The 14,062-nt window shown below is 68.8% G+C and carries 17 protein-coding genes and 1 pseudogene; 13 read left to right on the forward strand and 5 right to left on the reverse strand.

Annotated features, from left to right (window positions below; all coding sequences use genetic code 11):
- Nucleotides 1-406: 406 nt before the first annotated feature.
- Together AB0I59_RS35615 and mltG are read left to right on the forward strand one after the other, a co-directional pair.
- Nucleotides 407-919 carry a SigE family RNA polymerase sigma factor gene (locus tag AB0I59_RS35615; RefSeq protein ID WP_061261675.1) on the forward strand — a complete coding sequence of 171 codons (513 nt, stop codon included), beginning with the start codon at nucleotides 407-409 and terminating at the stop codon, nucleotides 917-919.
- Complete coding sequence (gene mltG, locus AB0I59_RS35620; protein WP_358140041.1) at nucleotides 916-1,866, forward strand: endolytic transglycosylase MltG; 951 nt, start codon at nucleotides 916-918, stop codon at nucleotides 1,864-1,866. The genes AB0I59_RS35615 and mltG overlap by 4 nt, the downstream gene beginning before the upstream one ends.
- Before the next feature lie 57 nt (nucleotides 1,867-1,923).
- Here mltG and AB0I59_RS35625 read toward each other — a convergent pair whose 3' ends face one another.
- Both AB0I59_RS35625 and AB0I59_RS35630 read right to left on the reverse strand, forming a co-directional pair.
- Nucleotides 1,924-2,226 carry a hypothetical protein gene (locus tag AB0I59_RS35625; RefSeq protein WP_358140043.1) on the reverse strand — a complete coding sequence of 101 codons (303 nt, stop codon included), beginning with the start codon at nucleotides 2,224-2,226 and terminating at the stop codon, nucleotides 1,924-1,926.
- Between the two features lie 48 nt (nucleotides 2,227-2,274).
- Complete coding sequence (locus AB0I59_RS35630; RefSeq protein WP_358140046.1) at nucleotides 2,275-3,000, reverse strand: DJ-1/PfpI family protein; 726 nt, start codon at nucleotides 2,998-3,000, stop codon at nucleotides 2,275-2,277.
- A gap of 209 nt (nucleotides 3,001-3,209) precedes the next feature.
- On the opposite strand from AB0I59_RS35630, the gene AB0I59_RS35635 reads away from it, so the two are divergent.
- The 3 genes and pseudogenes from AB0I59_RS35635 to AB0I59_RS35650 all read left to right on the forward strand — a co-directional run.
- Nucleotides 3,210-3,872, forward strand: coding sequence for a GlxA family transcriptional regulator (locus tag AB0I59_RS35635; RefSeq protein ID WP_358140049.1), 663 nt, complete (start codon nucleotides 3,210-3,212; stop codon nucleotides 3,870-3,872).
- A gap of 230 nt (nucleotides 3,873-4,102) precedes the next feature.
- A complete protein-coding gene (locus AB0I59_RS35640; RefSeq protein WP_358140052.1) occupies nucleotides 4,103-5,089 on the forward strand; it encodes an alpha/beta fold hydrolase in 987 nt (328 codons plus the stop codon).
- A 238-nt stretch (nucleotides 5,090-5,327) separates the two neighbouring features.
- A pseudogene (locus tag AB0I59_RS35650) lies at nucleotides 5,328-5,512 on the forward strand (response regulator transcription factor); the annotation flags it as partial.
- Here AB0I59_RS35650 and AB0I59_RS35655 read toward each other — a convergent pair.
- The gene (locus tag AB0I59_RS35655; RefSeq protein ID WP_358140056.1) at nucleotides 5,502-5,999 is read right to left on the reverse strand and encodes an MFS transporter; all 498 of its coding nucleotides are present in this window, start codon (nucleotides 5,997-5,999) and stop codon (nucleotides 5,502-5,504) included. The pseudogene AB0I59_RS35650 and the gene AB0I59_RS35655 overlap by 11 nt on opposite strands.
- A 566-nt stretch (nucleotides 6,000-6,565) precedes the next feature.
- On the opposite strand from AB0I59_RS35655, the gene AB0I59_RS35660 reads away from it, so the two are divergent.
- The 4 genes from AB0I59_RS35660 to AB0I59_RS35675 are packed head-to-tail and all read left to right on the forward strand — an operon-like array spanning nucleotide 6,566 to nucleotide 9,997.
- Complete coding sequence (locus AB0I59_RS35660) at nucleotides 6,566-7,738, forward strand: cytochrome P450 (protein WP_061261668.1); 1,173 nt, start codon at nucleotides 6,566-6,568, stop codon at nucleotides 7,736-7,738.
- Nucleotides 7,735-7,923 (forward strand): ferredoxin, encoded by a 189-nt coding sequence (locus AB0I59_RS35665; protein ID WP_061261667.1) that lies wholly within the window; start codon nucleotides 7,735-7,737, stop codon nucleotides 7,921-7,923. The genes AB0I59_RS35660 and AB0I59_RS35665 overlap by 4 nt, the downstream gene beginning before the upstream one ends.
- A complete protein-coding gene (locus AB0I59_RS35670) occupies nucleotides 7,920-9,062 on the forward strand; it encodes an NAD(P)/FAD-dependent oxidoreductase (RefSeq protein ID WP_061261666.1) in 1,143 nt (380 codons plus the stop codon). Before AB0I59_RS35665 ends, AB0I59_RS35670 begins: the two co-directional genes overlap by 4 nt.
- Before the next feature lie 11 nt (nucleotides 9,063-9,073).
- Nucleotides 9,074-9,997, forward strand: coding sequence for a LysR family transcriptional regulator (locus AB0I59_RS35675; RefSeq protein ID WP_358140060.1), 924 nt, complete (start codon nucleotides 9,074-9,076; stop codon nucleotides 9,995-9,997).
- Between the two features lie 135 nt (nucleotides 9,998-10,132).
- On the opposite strand, the gene AB0I59_RS35680 is transcribed toward AB0I59_RS35675, so the two are convergent.
- Nucleotides 10,133-11,038 carry an AraC family transcriptional regulator gene (locus AB0I59_RS35680; protein WP_358140063.1) on the reverse strand — a complete coding sequence of 302 codons (906 nt, stop codon included), beginning with the start codon at nucleotides 11,036-11,038 and terminating at the stop codon, nucleotides 10,133-10,135.
- A gap of 76 nt (nucleotides 11,039-11,114) precedes the next feature.
- Here AB0I59_RS35680 and AB0I59_RS35685 point away from each other — a divergent pair, with 76 nt between their 5' ends.
- The 4 genes from AB0I59_RS35685 (at nucleotide 11,115) to AB0I59_RS35700 (ending at nucleotide 13,653) form a co-directional block, all read left to right on the forward strand.
- Nucleotides 11,115-11,972: an alpha/beta fold hydrolase gene (locus tag AB0I59_RS35685; RefSeq protein ID WP_358140066.1), complete on the forward strand. Its 858-nt coding sequence runs from the start codon at nucleotides 11,115-11,117 to the stop codon at nucleotides 11,970-11,972.
- An 18-nt stretch (nucleotides 11,973-11,990) separates the two neighbouring features.
- Entirely contained in the window at nucleotides 11,991-12,461 is a 471-nt protein-coding gene (locus tag AB0I59_RS35690; RefSeq protein ID WP_358140069.1) for an FAD-dependent monooxygenase, read from the forward strand.
- Nucleotides 12,455-13,198, forward strand: coding sequence for a Rossmann-fold NAD(P)-binding domain-containing protein (locus tag AB0I59_RS35695; RefSeq protein ID WP_358140072.1), 744 nt, complete (start codon nucleotides 12,455-12,457; stop codon nucleotides 13,196-13,198). The genes AB0I59_RS35690 and AB0I59_RS35695 overlap by 7 nt, the downstream gene beginning before the upstream one ends.
- Nucleotides 13,199-13,323: 125 nt before the next feature.
- Complete coding sequence (locus tag AB0I59_RS35700; RefSeq protein ID WP_435831159.1) at nucleotides 13,324-13,653, forward strand: zinc-binding dehydrogenase; 330 nt, start codon at nucleotides 13,324-13,326, stop codon at nucleotides 13,651-13,653.
- A gap of 232 nt (nucleotides 13,654-13,885) precedes the next feature.
- On the opposite strand, the gene AB0I59_RS35705 is transcribed toward AB0I59_RS35700, so the two are convergent.
- The coding region (locus AB0I59_RS35705; RefSeq protein WP_358140081.1) for an alpha/beta hydrolase at nucleotides 13,886-14,062 on the reverse strand (177 nt) is incomplete at its 5' end.

Raw genomic sequence — 14,062 nt, forward strand, 5'->3', positions numbered from 1 at the left:
GGAGGGTGACGAAGCCCAGGACGTCGCGGTAGCCGTTCGGCCTGTACCGCTTCAAAGCCGTCACAGGGGGCTTGACCTGCGGATCGATCTGAGACGGTGGGTCAGGCAAGATCAGTTCTTGTGCCTCCCCGCCTCTTCTACCTGCTCATGATCCGGAACTTCTGCCGGCCGGCGCTCCTGGGCCGTGGTCGACAGGGAGGGCGGCACCGATCCAGAACCGCGTCCTCGTCGAGAGCTCACTCCGCGCCCTTCGCCTTAAAGGTCGTTTCAGGCTGAGGCCCGCAAGTGGAGGAGGTAGATGATGCAGTCCAGGGCATGCGGCCCTTGATGCAGATCAGTTCGGCCATGCCGGCATAGATCGACGCCCTGGCCACGTCCTTGCTTGGTGACACTCCGAGGAGGACAGGTGGATCCAGGATTCGAGGCGGACTTCCGGGAATTCGTCATCGATCGATCAGGGGCGCTGTTCCGCACCGCGTACTTGCTGACCGGTGACCGGCACGCCGCCGAGGACCTGGTGCAGTCGGCGTTGGCGAAGACGGCCGCGAAGTGGCGCGGCCTGCGGGATCCCGCGTCCATCGAGGGTTACGTCCGCCGTGTCATGTACCACGAGCAGGTGAGCTGGTGGCGGCGCCGTTCCCGCGTCGCGGAAGTGCCCACCGGATGGCTGCCCGACCAGATCGGCGGGGAGCACGCCGAGATGGTGGACCTTCGCGTGGTGATGCGTACGGCTCTCGCCCGGTTGACACCCCGGCAGCGGACCATGCTCGTGCTCCGCTATTTCGAAGACCTGTCCGAGACCGAGATCGCCCGGCTGCTCGGCCTCAGGGTGGGGTCGGTCCGTAGCCAGATTTACCGGTCGTTGGAGCGCCTGAAGAAGGCGGCGCCTGAACTGAGCACCGTAAGGGAGTTCGGATGAACATCGAGGATCTGCTGCGCGAGACTCTTTCCGACATGGCTCATGAGGAGCAGCCACCCCCGCCCGGCCGGTTCCTCCACGTCAACGGGAGCCGATCCCGTCGCCGCGGCCTCGCGCTGGCGGCGGCGGCAGCCGTCGCCGTGATGGCGGTCGGATCCACGTTCGCGGTCCAGGGCCTGTCCTCCCGGACGGCGGCCCCCGGGGTTCTCGCGGGGCAGGGCTCCGGCGAGACGCGTGCGGAGACCCGGATCACCGTGACGGTGAACGAAGGACTGCGGCTCTCCCAGGTCTTGAAGGATCTGTCGACCGCCACCGGCAAGCCGCTGAAGGAGTTCGAGCGGGCCGCCAAGGACGGTGAAGCGCTCGGCCTTCCCGCCTACGCCAAGGGCGCGCTGGAAGGATTCGCCCACCCCGCGACCTATGAGGTCTCGCCCACGTCGAGCCCGGAGGAGATCCTCGCCGCGATGGTGACACGCTTCAGGAGCGTCGCCGAGGACACCAACCTGGTGGAAGGCGCCAAGCGTGTCGGCCGTACGCCACGGGAGATCATGACCATCGCCAGCATCGTGCAGGCCGAGTCGCACGACAAGCACGACATGCCCAAGGTCGCGCGGGTCATCTACAACCGGCTGAACCGCACGCCCGAGATGAAGCTGCAGTTGGACAGCACGGTCCTGTACGGCCTGAACAAGTTCGCTATCAAGGCCTCGAACGAGGATCTCAGGAGCAGGTCGCCGTACAACACCTTCGCGCGTCTCGGCCTGCCGCCCGGCCCCATCGGCAACCCGGGCGCGGACGCCATCGAGGCGGCCCTGAACCCGGCCGTCGGCCGCTGGCTGTGGTTCGTGCTGACCGATCCGGAGAAGGGCATCACGAAGTTCGCCGACTCGGAATCCGAGTTCTTCAAGCTGGTCGAGGAATACAACAAGAACCTCAGGACCGGGTGATGGAGCGGCGCGCCGCAGTCGTCAGTTCCAGATCGCCGTTACGCCGGGCTCCGGGTGTCAGGCCTGCCGACGGCGGCCGGTGACCTTCGAGGACGGCAGGCGGCCGGCTTTCGACGTGCCGGTCATGCTGTCGCCGTCGACGGTCACATCGAAGGCGAGGTTCAGGCGCAGGGGCGTGGTGATGGACTGCATCCAGGTGAGACGGTCGCCGTCGAGGGCCATGTCCCTGAGTTCCACCGCCTCTCCGGCCCCCATGGCCGTGCCGTACAGGGTGCCCTCCTGGACATGCAGGTCCAGGACGGCCTCCATCGTGCCGATCGGGGTGCGGACGTTGAGATCCCAGGTTCCTTCGACGGGCATGCGAGACTCCTGACTTCGTTTCGGGTTCGGGTGGAAGGGGCTCAGGCGTCAGAGTGCGGCGGGAGCCGGTCCGTGCTCGCGCCAGACGACGCCACGGCGCTCGTAGGCGAACAACTGCTCCACGGCGTGCGCGATGCGCGGGCCGAGCTCGCGTTCGAGCAGGTAGAGGGCGAGATCCAGGCCGGAGGTGACGCCCGCGCCGGTCACGAGGTCGCCGTCGTCCACGACACGCGCCGGCACGCTGACGGCGCCGGTGGCGTCGAGGAGGTCCATGCCCAAGTGGTGGGTGGTGGCATGCCGGCCCTCGATCAGCCCGGCCATGGCTAGGATGAGGGAACCGCCGCAGACGGTCGCCACGGTCAGGTCGGGCCGATCCATGGCGTCCTTGAGTAGGCGGGGCAGGTCGGTTCGCAGAGTGCGCCCGAGCAGCACTGGGATGCTCTCGTCCCCAGCGGCCCCGGGAGTGCCGCCATCGCCAGATTCCTCGCCACCATGTGTGCCACCATCGTGGTCGCCGTCCTCGTCGCCAGTCTCGGTGACGCGTCCGGATGCGCCGGGGACGAGGATGAGGTCGGCCTTTCCGGGATCGAGCCGGGCGGTCGCTCTGAGCGTGAGGCCACCCGTACCGCTGGGCACCTCGCGGGGGCCTTCCGCGGAGGCGAGTTCGACGGTCAGGGCGCCACCTGACGCGGCACCGCCCGCATAGAGGACCTCGAACGGGGCGATGACGTCGAGCGGATCGAATCCATCGAAGAGGACAACTTGGGCGTGCAATCGGGCCTTCCGTTCTATTGCGGATCTGGCGGTCCCTTATGGGAGCCGGCGCCGACGCTAGTCAGTGGCCCCTCTAGGCAGCCAGTGGCAGGAATGCCAACTTTCACCGGATTATCGCCAACGGCCTCTGATACCGCCCACGAACGCACGTGTACGGCTGAACTGCGAAGAGTCGTACCCGTCTCCCGAGCGGGCGGCCGGGGTACCGGGTGCGCGGCTGCGCCGCCGAGTCCCCGGTCGACGCCGGGCTGTTCACCCTGCGGGCACCCTGGGGGCTGGACGGCCTGCGCGCCACCACCCACTGGCTGGCCGCGGTCCGTCTCGCCGAGTCCTATCCCGACATCGACGTCGACCCCGATGTGCTTTACGTCGACAACGGGCAGATCCTCACCTCCGCGGGCGCCGCCGCCGGACTGGACCTGTGCCCGCACATGATCCGCCGCGACTACGGCTCCGCCGTCGCGGCCCATGCCGCCCGGCTGTCCGTGATGCCCCTGGAACGTGAGGGCGGCCAGGCGCAGTTCATCGTCCACGACCAGCCGCCCACTCCCCAGGGATCGGTCATGGAGCCGGTCCTGCGCTGGATGGAGGACAATGCCGGTCGTGAACTGACCCTCGACGACATCGCGGAGCATGCCGGCATGAGCACGCGCACCCTGATGCGCCGGTTCCGCGAGCAGACCGGCACGACTCCGCTGCAGTGGCTCCATCGCGCCCGCGTCCGCCAGGCTCAGCATCTCCTCGAAACGACCGGGCACTCCATCGAGCGCATCGCCCTGCAGGTCGGGTTCGGCTCTCCCACCGCCTTCCGCGACAGGTTCAAGCGGATAGCCGGCGTCAGCCCCCAGGTCTACCGCCGCACCTTCCAGTGATGTGACCGGTGAATGCCTCCTCCAGGCTGGCCGCCCACATCGGTAGTGGGCGCGGGCCAGTCGGCCAGCGGTCTGGCGGCGTCACCATCTCCCAGAACGGGTTTGCCGGAGTGGCAAAGCGATTCACGGCGGCTTCACCGCACAGCGGATGATAGCCCCAAGGACCATGGGCCGGCGCGACGACTGTGTTTCGCACCCGGCGCATGAGGATCACAAGCTTTGGGGGATAGATGTCGCAGTCCGGTCCCGCCGCCGAGGTCACACATCGCCTGGTCTCGTCTTCTGCTGGTCGCATCCACCTGGTGGAGCAGGGCTTCGGGCCGCTGGTGCTGCTGGTGCACGGGTTCCCCGAGTCCTGGTACTCCTGGCGCCACCAGTTGCCGGCGCTGGCCGCGGCCGGCTTCCGGGCGGTCGCCGTCGATGTTCGGGGCTATGGCCGCTCCTCCAAGCCTGAGGACGTGGCCGCGTACCGGATGCTGGAGCTGGTCGAGGACAACGTCGCCGTCGTACATGCCCTGGGTGAGCAGACGGCGGTGATCGTGGGCCACGACTGGGGCGCGACCATCGCCGCGAACTCCGCCCTCGTCCGGCCCGACGTCTTCCGCGCGGTCGGGTTGCTGAGCGTGCCGTATGCCCCACGCGGAGGGCCGCGGCCCAGCGAGGTATTCGCGCGGATGGGCGGCGAGGAGGAGTTCTACGTCAGTTACTTCCAGGAACCCGGCCGGGCCGAGGCCGAGATCGAACCGGACGTCCGCGGCTGGCTCGCCGGCATCTACGCCGCCCTGTCCGCCGACACCATGCCGCCCACCGGCTCCCCGGACCCGCACTTCGTATCCAGGGGCGGGAGGCTGCGCGACCGGTTCCCCTCCGGTCGGCTGCCCGCCTGGCTCAGCGAGGACGATCTCGATGTCTACGCTGCGGAGTTCGAGCGAACCGGCCTGACCGGGGCGCTCAACCGCTACCGGAACATGGACCGGGACTGGGAGGACCTCGCCGACTTCGACGGCGCCCCCATCACTCAGCCGTCGCTGTTCATCGGCGGCGCGCTGGACGCCTCCACCGCGTGGATGGCCGACGCCATCGCGGCATACCCCGCCACCCTTCCGGGCCTGGTCTCCTCGTGCATACTCGACGGCTGCGGCCACTGGATCCAGCAGGAGCGCCGCGAGGACGTCAACGAGATCCTGACCGGCTGGCTGGCCTCCCTGCCCGCCTGACCCGGATGGCGAGACGCACTCCGCTGCCGCCACCATGACCATGTTCTGGACGTTCATTGCCCGATCCGTGCCCGCGAGCAAACAATGAGCAACCAAAGGGCGACAACGGCCGAGGTGGCGCCGACCCCGAGGGCGGCAGCGGCCTGCGCGGGCTGCAGCGCAGGCCCGCCGCATTCGGCGGGGCGCTGGACATCAGCAGCCCGATGGGCGGACCGACCCTAGTGACCATGGAGTTGCCGTGCGTGTTGTGATCGCCGAAGACCTCGCGCTGCTGCGGGAGGGCATGGCGCAGATACTCACGGTCCACGGCTTCGACGTGATCGAGGCGGTGGACAACGGCCCTCGATGCTGCGCGCCCTGGTCACCCACACGCCGGACGTCGCCATCGTCGACGTACGGCTGCCGCCCACCTTCACCGACGAGTTAGTGATCGCCAGGAAGCTGTCCGGAGAACGCGGGGCCCCTCACCTTGACGCCCTTCGGGTGCGGCCGTGGCCGCGATGGCGAAGGCGGCGGGGGAGGCTGTCGCGGCGGCCGGCCCTGAGATGATCCGAGCCACCGGCAGCGGGCCGTACGCCGGGGACAGGGCCGCCCCGACGTTGGCGGGGACGAACACGGCGGCCGCCCCGATGAGCACCCGCCGCCGGGGCAGCCGGGCCGTCAGGAAGGCGGCGACCGGCGCCCCCAGCGCGAACGTCAGCGCGAACACGGTCACGAGCCGGCCGCCCGTCGCGACCGAGACATCCAGGTCCCGGGAGATGTCCGGGAGGATGCCTGCGATGATCAGGTCGTCGGTGCCGAAGGAGAATGCCAGGAGGAAGAGGGCCGGCAGCCACAGCGGCAGGGACGAGCGGGAACTGTTCGTCGCCCCTGTGCCCGCCGGAGCCGTCCGGGTCCCGTGCGTCGTCATGCCGCGACGCTAGACATCGTGAGGGCAACAATCACATAGCGGGTTCAGGGCCTCGATTATGCACTACTCGAAAGCTGAGTCGAGCTCGGTAGGTAGGGAAGCAAGGTTGTGGAATTCCCGGTATACAATCGCAATACTGCATCATATGGAGGAAAGGTTGGCATAGGCAGGTCTGCTGTCAAGGCTGTCGATTATTCTGGATTATTTGGCTATGTGCTGCGGGCAGAAGCGCTGATGTGTAGAACTGCTGACCAACGAGGCGATCGGGCATGTACGCGCAGGTCGGCACCTTAGGTCGAGTTGTGCACCCGTCAGGGTGTACGGCACCCTGTGGCTGCGGTCGCGGGAGTTATTCTTTTGCATGGAATCAATGAATGGACACCACGAAAAACGATCGTCTGAGAGTTGCGCGGACGCGCTGAACCGGCCACCCGTCAGGCCGGTGCCGAGTGACGACATGGGCGTCGGAGGGTCTTCCAGTCCGTGTGGCACATGAATGTCATGCATGTAATAGCATGTAAATCATTCACTTGCTCGATGTGAGGCCCAGCCACTTCACTGAGGGCATGACCACCCCGCCCACCTCCGACGTCGACCTCTTCGCAGACGAGGTCGTACTCGACCCGTATCCCGTCTACGCCGAACTGCGGGAGCAGGGTCCCGTCGTCCACCTCCGGAAGAACGATGTCTACGCGCTGACGCGGTACGCCGTCATCCGTGACGCACTCCCGGACTGGGAGTCGTTCTCCTCGACCTCGATCGCGTTCAATCCGATGGCCAACGAGGCGCTCACCGGCACCTCGCTCGCATCCGATCCGCCGGTGCACACCCAGCTGCGCGCCACGCTCACCGAGAACCTTTCACCGCGTGCGCTGCGCGGTCTCAAGGGCCGGATCGAGGCAAAGGCGGACGTTCTCGTCGCCGAGCTCGTCGAGAAGGGCTCCTTCGAGGCCATCTCCGCCCTCGCTCGGGCCTTTCCGCTGGAGGTCGTCGCGGACCTGATCGGCTTTACGGGCCACGTGCGCGACAACATGCTGCGCTGGGGACAGGCCGCCATGCAGGTCATCGGTCCGATGAACCAGCGCACGGCCGAGAGCTTCCCGATCGCCGGTGAGCTCTACGAATGGTGCTCCCAGGTCAAAGCCTCCGACCTGGCCGAAGGGTCCGTGGGTCGCGGCATCTTCGACGCCGAGGCGCGTGGCGCCATTCCGCCGGACACGGCTGGCCACATCATCCACCAGTACCTCGGTGCCGGCGTCGACACCACCGTGGCGGCGATCGGCAACATCGTCGCCCTCTTCGCCTCGCACCCCGATCAGCTCGACCTGATCCGCGAGAACCCGTCACTGGTACCGGGGGCGTTCAACGAGGTGCTGCGCTTCTGGCCTCCCGTCAACGCCTGGGGCCGGCGCGCCACCAAGGACGTCGACATCGACGGGACCGTCATCCCGGCAGGCGCACAGATCGCGGTCCTGCTCGGCGCCGGCAACCGCGACCCCCGGCACTACGAGAACCCGGACGCCTTCCTCGTCGAGCGCAATCCGGTCGACCATCTGTCGTTCGGCTACGGCCCTCACGGCTGTGCGGGCCAGGGACTCGCGCGCTTGGAGGCTCACGCTGTGATCGAAGCGCTTTCCCGGCGCGTCAAGCGCCTCGTCGTCGGGCTCGAGGTCCGTGTTCCCAGCAACATCACCCGGAGCATTGAGGAGCTCCCCATCCTGGAGGTGATCCCCGCATGAAGATCGTTCTTGACCGCCCCCGCTGTGAAGGCCACGGCCTGTGCGAGGAGGCCGCCCCGCAGCTCATGCACCTCGATGACGACGGCGAGCTCGTGCTGGACCGCGAGGAGGTCGATGAAGCCGACGCCGCCCTGGCGAACGCAGCTGTGCGCGTGTGTCCGGTCGCGGCGCTGAGGATCGCATGAGCGGGGGCACGCTGGAGCGCATCGTTGTCGTCGGCAACGGGATCGCCGGGCTGACCGCGGCCGACACGCTCCGCGAGGCCGGCTTCGACGGCGAGCTGACCATCGTCGGCGACGAGCCGCACTCGGCGTACAGCCGCCCGGCCCTGTCGAAGGCGCTCCTGCTCGACGGCGTCGACATGTCGTCGCACGAGCTTCCGCCGACCAGCCATGGGGCGACCGAACTTCTGGGCGTACGGGCGACCGCACTCGACCTCGATCGTCGGCTCGTCACCCTCGGCGACGGCACGGCGCTGCCGTACGATCGCGTCGTCCTGGCCACCGGCTCGCGAGCGCGACGGTTGTCCGACCTTTCCGAGGAACTCACCCTGCGCGGACTCGATGACGCGCTGTCCCTGCGCGGCCGGCTGGCGGCCAGGCCATCGGTCATCGTGGTGGGCGGAGGCCCGCTCGGAATGGAGATCGCCTCGGGGTGCCTGGCCGCCGGCTGCCAGGTCACCCTCGTCTCCCAGGGCGTGCCACTGATCGTCCAGCTCGGTCCGTACCTCGCTGACGTCTTCGTCAAGGCCGCGCTTGACCAGGGGCTCACCATCGTCGAGACCGGGTCGGCACGGCTCGAAGGCCGTGAGGGGAGTGCTCGGGTCGTCCTCGACGAGGGCGCGGTCCTCGAGGCGGAGCTGATCATGACCGCCGTCGGCGACGCACCCAACACGGAATGGCTCGCGGACACGGGACTTGCGGCGAAGGGCGCCATCCCGGTCGACTCGCGTGGGCTGGTCCGGCCCGACGTCGCGGCCGTCGGTGACCTCGCGGCTTTCCCCACTCCGTACGGCCTGCGCCGCATCCCCCTCTGGAGCAGTGCGATCGAGCAGGCGAAGGCCGCCGCCAGGGCACTTGTCCGCGGCGACGACGCGCCGCCGCTCCAGTTCCAGCCGTACTTCTGGACCGAGCAGTTCGGGCTGAGCCTCAAGGCGGTGGGCTATCTACCGGTAGAGGGGGAACCGACGTACGTCGACGGAGAGCCAGGTGGCGGGGCGGCGTTGATGCGCTGGTCACACGGCAATGGGACCGGTGTGGCCGCGGCGCTCAACTACCGGGTGCCGATTCCCCGGCTGCGTCGTATGAGTCAGGCAGCCGCATAAAGTTCTTCTCGATGGGACACGACGGAGAGGGCGCCACGGGTTCGGGGTTGGACCGGCTGGCATCGGTCAACCTCAACTTGTTGGTGCCCCTCCTCGCGCTCCTGGAAGAGCGTTCGGTGACCAGGGCGGCGGAACGCGTCGGTCTGTCACAGCCGGCGATGAGCCACGCCCTCACGAGAATGCGGCGGCTGCTGGGTGACGACCTCGTCATCCGGCAGGGGGCAGGCGTCACCCTGACCCCGCGGGCACAGGAGTTGATCGGGCCGCTGCGCAGTGCGCTGCAACAGACGGCACGCATCGTGAACTTCCCCTGCTTCGACCCTGCCACGGATCAGCGCGTCATCACGATCGCCATGACGAACAGCACGGCGTTCGTCGTCGGCCCTCAACTGACGCGGCTCATTGCCGAGCGTGCTCCTCGCGCCACGTTGCGTCTACGTACGATCACGGTGCCGACTGAGGCCACCTTCACGGACAAGGGCGTCGATGTCGTGCTGCTCTCCGAGGGGCACTTCTCGCCGTATCCGCGCGAGCGCCTCTACAACGACCGCTGTGTGGTGGTGGCCTCACCGGACACGCCACCGGACGCGAACGCGCTCGACCTGCTGACCACACAGCCGCACATCGTCGTCGACACTGATCGGCGGGTCTTCCCCTATTCGGTGCTGGAGGAGAAGGGGATCCCCTACCGTGTCGGCCAGTTGATCTCCGACTTTCTGCTGGTACCTTTCCTGGTCGCACGCGCGGGCGGCGTCGCTCTCCTTCGCTACCGAGTCGCCGCCGCCATGCGGACACTTGCCGACCTGCGGATCGAGGAGTTCCCGTTCCCGCTTCCCGGGCTCGGGATCGACATGGTCTGGAACCCCCGACTGGCTGATCAGTACTTCATCGAATGGCTTCGGGCGCTGCTGTTCGACGTCGCGACGCATCTCTGATGCCGGCTGGGCTCACAGCGCCGGACTGGGCCAAGACTCGGCCCGCGCCGCCTCCGGCGTCTGGCGACGCAATTGGCGACGCACGGTGACCCGACCGGCGCCGGACCCGCCCAGAGCAGGTGACCGCGGCGACGTTCACAGCGGTAGCCGTCTCACCTCCGGTCGGCGACCGAGCCGGAGATCCACGGAGACGTGAGGCTTGGCGGGTGTTCCGCGGCTGGGCCATGCGATGTCGTCAACGGCGAGAAACGGCTCGCCGGCCACGGTCACGGGGGTTGCCCCGGTGAACGCCATGACGTCCCGATGCAGGTGGGACTGGTCGGCGTAGCCGGCGTCGGCCGCGACTCGGGCCGCGCCTTCACCCGCGACCAGGCGGTGGGCGGCATGGTCGAAGCGGACCAGCTTCACGGCGCGCTTGGGCGGCAGGCCGAGCTGCGACCGGAACCGGGACCACAGCCGCTTACGGCTCCACCCGACCTCGGCCGCGAGTCCCTCGACCCGGGTCAGGCCACGGCTGCCGACGATCCGGTGCCAGGCCCAGGCCAGCTCCGGGTCCACCGGCGGCCCCGCCTCATGCCGGCGGGCGAGCAGCGCGTCCATCAACCCGAAGCGATCCTGCCACGACGAGACATCGCTTAGTCGCTCACGGATCCGGGACGCCTCCCGGCCCCACAGGTCCTCGAGGGCCACCACGGCGCCGTCGAAGTCGGCGGGGGAGACGCCAAGAACCGCGCGTGCGATCACCGGGGACAGGCGCACCTGCACGCACTCGACGTTCTCACCCCGCGCCCAGACCGCGCCTCCGGACCCGACCCCGGGCCCGGCCACGACACTTCCCCGCTGCTGCCGCCCGGCGGCATCGTCCACGACGGGCGAACCGGCGCCGAACTCCACAAGCAGCGTCACGGCCGGGTGCGGGACCATTCGGAGCGCGTCCAAGTCACGGACACGGAACCCGGCCATCGTGACACCGGCCACCCGGCTGGGCCGCCGCGGGCACGCGACGCCCCACACAGCCGCATCGTGCACGAACGTCCGCACCGTCCCATGCTAGCGAGCCGACGGAGGGGAACATTTGTCCAATCCGCCGGGGCGTACCGGCGGCGACAGTGGGCTCATGACTGTTTCTGACGGCGGACCGCACGCGAACGGCGGCGCCGAGGCCACCGAGAGTTCGACCCTGCCCACGGACGACGGCGACATCTACGTGTGCCAGGACGGCCCCCGCGACGCCCCCGCACTCCTGCTCATCCACGGGTCCGCATCCTCGACCCGATCGTGGGACCCGATGGTTCCGCTGCTGACCGGATCTCACCGCGTCATCCGGATCGACCTGCTCGGGCACGGCCGGTCGGCCAAACCGGCCGACCGCAGCTACGCGCTCCCGGACCAGGCACGCAGGGTCGGCGCGGCCCTGGACCGGCTCGGCGTCGAGCACGCCATGGTCGTCGGCCATTCCAGCGGCGGCGCGGTCGCCACCGCCCTCGCCGAACAGCGCCACGACCTGGTGACCGCGCTCGCCTTCATCAACACCGGCCCCAGCCTGGACGCCTTCATCGCATCGGAGTCCGCCGCATTCGAACCGTCGCAGTGGCCGCCGACCGACGAGCAGCTTCGCCAGTTCGCGAGCACCGGCTTCAGCCGCGCGGGCTACCAGATCCCACAAGAGCTCCTGGACGAGGCGCGCGCCATGACCTACCACACGCTCACCGCGACGATGCAGGCCACCCGCCACTACATGGAGCAGCAGGCGCTCCCGGATCGGCTGACGGTCCTGGGCAAGCCGCTACTGGTGATCTTCGGCGAGGACGACCGCAGATGGCGATCCTCATCCGCCTCCGACTACCGCGCTGTTCCGGGTGCGAAGGTCGAGTTGCTGCCCGGTCTCGGGCACTCGCCCTTACTCGAGGATCCGCCGCGGACCGCCACCCCCCTGCTGGCCTTCACCGCGATCCACGCCGTACGGGTGGACTGAATGACAAGGAGGGGTGCCATGCGGATTCTCGTCTCCGGCGCCAGCGTCGCCGGTCCGGTGCTGGCGTACTGGCTCACCAGGCACGGCTTCTTTGTCACGGTCGTCGAGCGCGCGCCGACTCTGCGCAAGACCGGCGGCCACGCGGTCGACCTGTTCCGGCCCGCGATGAACATCTCGGAGAAGATGGGCGTGCTCCCGCGCGTCGAGGAGCGGGCCACCGGCACCAACCGGATGACCGTCCACCGGGAGGGCGCACGGCGTCCCGTCCGGGTGGACCTCTCCAAGATCTTCAGCGCCGCCTCCAACCGGCACGTCGAGATCATGCGCGACGACCTGAGTGAGATCTACTACGACGCCTCGAGAACGCCGCGCCGCGCCACTTCGACCTCGTCGTCGGCGCGGACGGGCTGCACTCCAACGTCCGCCGCCTGGTCTTCGGCGACGAGTCCCGCTACAGCGCCTTCATCGGGGCCTATCTCGGGGTGCTGACCCTGCCGAACGTCTCCGGGCTCGACGGGGAGCTCCTCATCCACGTCGGCGTCGGCCGCACTGCCGGCATGTACGGCGCGCGGCACCTCGGCGACGCGCGGGCGTTGTTCCTGTTCCGGAGCGAGCGCGAGCTCGACTACCACCACCACGACGTGCCCCGGCAGAAGGAACTGCTGCGCGGTGCGTTCGACGGCATGCACCCCGACGTGAACCGCTGGCTGGACGAGCTCGACCGCACCCCGGCGTTCTACTTCGACTCGATCACCCAGCTCCGCATGGACACCTGGTCGCGGGGGAGGGTGACGCTCGTCGGCGACGCGGGCTACTGCCCCGGCCCGGCCGTCGGCGGCAGCACCAGCCTGGCCGTCGTCGGCGCGTACGTCCTCGCCGGGGAGTTGGCGCGGGCGGGCGGTGACCACGAGCGCGCCTTTCCCGCCTACGAGCGCGCGATGGCGGAGCACGTGAGTGGCGGCCGCGCGGCCGCGCTCAGCGCGGCGAAGACCCTGATCCCCACCTCACGCCTCGGCGTGCAGGGACTGGCCCAGGGCGCCCGACTGATCTCCGCACTGCCCGCGGGGCCCGGCCGCGCCCTCCTCCGCCTCACCACCACGAGCGCACGCCTCTACAACTCCATGACCGTCGACGACTACCCGCCGTCGCCCACACCATCACGAGGCCGGGTCGGCCTCGCGGGCGACCCCGGAGGCGGTCGCGGAAGCGGGCTCGGGGTGGAGTGAGGAGTGTTCGCCGCCCTGCTGCCGGCCCGGCTTGCGGAACTGATCACCGTGGTACGCGGCGACCTTCCGCGTGAGGCGGCGTAGGGCACCTGGCGGTCCAGATCGCCAAGGCGTACGGGGCTCACGTGATCGGCACCGCCAGCGTGGCCAAACACGCCTTCTTACGCGAGCTGGGCGCCGACGAGGTGATCGACTACACCACTGTGGACGTGCCGGCCACTGTGCGCGATGTGGACATCGTCATTCAGATGTTCGGCGGCGAGGCCGGGCTCAGGGCACTGGAGTGCCTTCGGCCGGGCGGCGTCCTTGTCTGTGGGCAGGGCGCCTGGACTCCCGGGCTGCACGAACGCGCCGGGGAACTCGGTGTGCATGATCACGTCGTGTACCTCGACGTCTCCGAGGTTCTCGATGCTGTCGGCGACTCTACGGAGAAGCGCGGCACATCTTCTTGCTGACCTCCCTCTGGGTTGGCCTGAGAGAAGTGGCGCATGGTCCAGGTGACTCGCTCGGACACGTTCCGGCCTTTCTCTGATCACCGCCCTGCCTGTACCGCAGCAGAGAGAGCGAGCGGCTTTGCGGCGGGCGCGATCTCTCCAGGGTGTGCGGAACCCCTGACCCATGGGCCGTTGTCGGTGCCGCGTCGTACCGTAAAGGGGAGCCGGTACGAAACGTGTCAGGGTATTGCCATCAGGTGGCGGGGCAGGAGGTTCCCTTGGCGGGGACCTTGCCGTTCACCATGTAGTCCTCGACGACACGGGTGATGCAGGGACCGCCGGCCGGGTAGGCGCCGTGCAGGTCGCCTCCGTAGGTGACCAGCACGCCGTTGGTGAGCTGCCTGGTCAGGCTCGCCGCCTCCTTGGTCGG

The sequence above is a fragment of the Microtetraspora glauca genome (genome assembly GCF_040656155.1).
Lineage (GTDB): Bacteria > Actinomycetota > Actinomycetes > Streptosporangiales > Streptosporangiaceae > Microtetraspora > Microtetraspora glauca.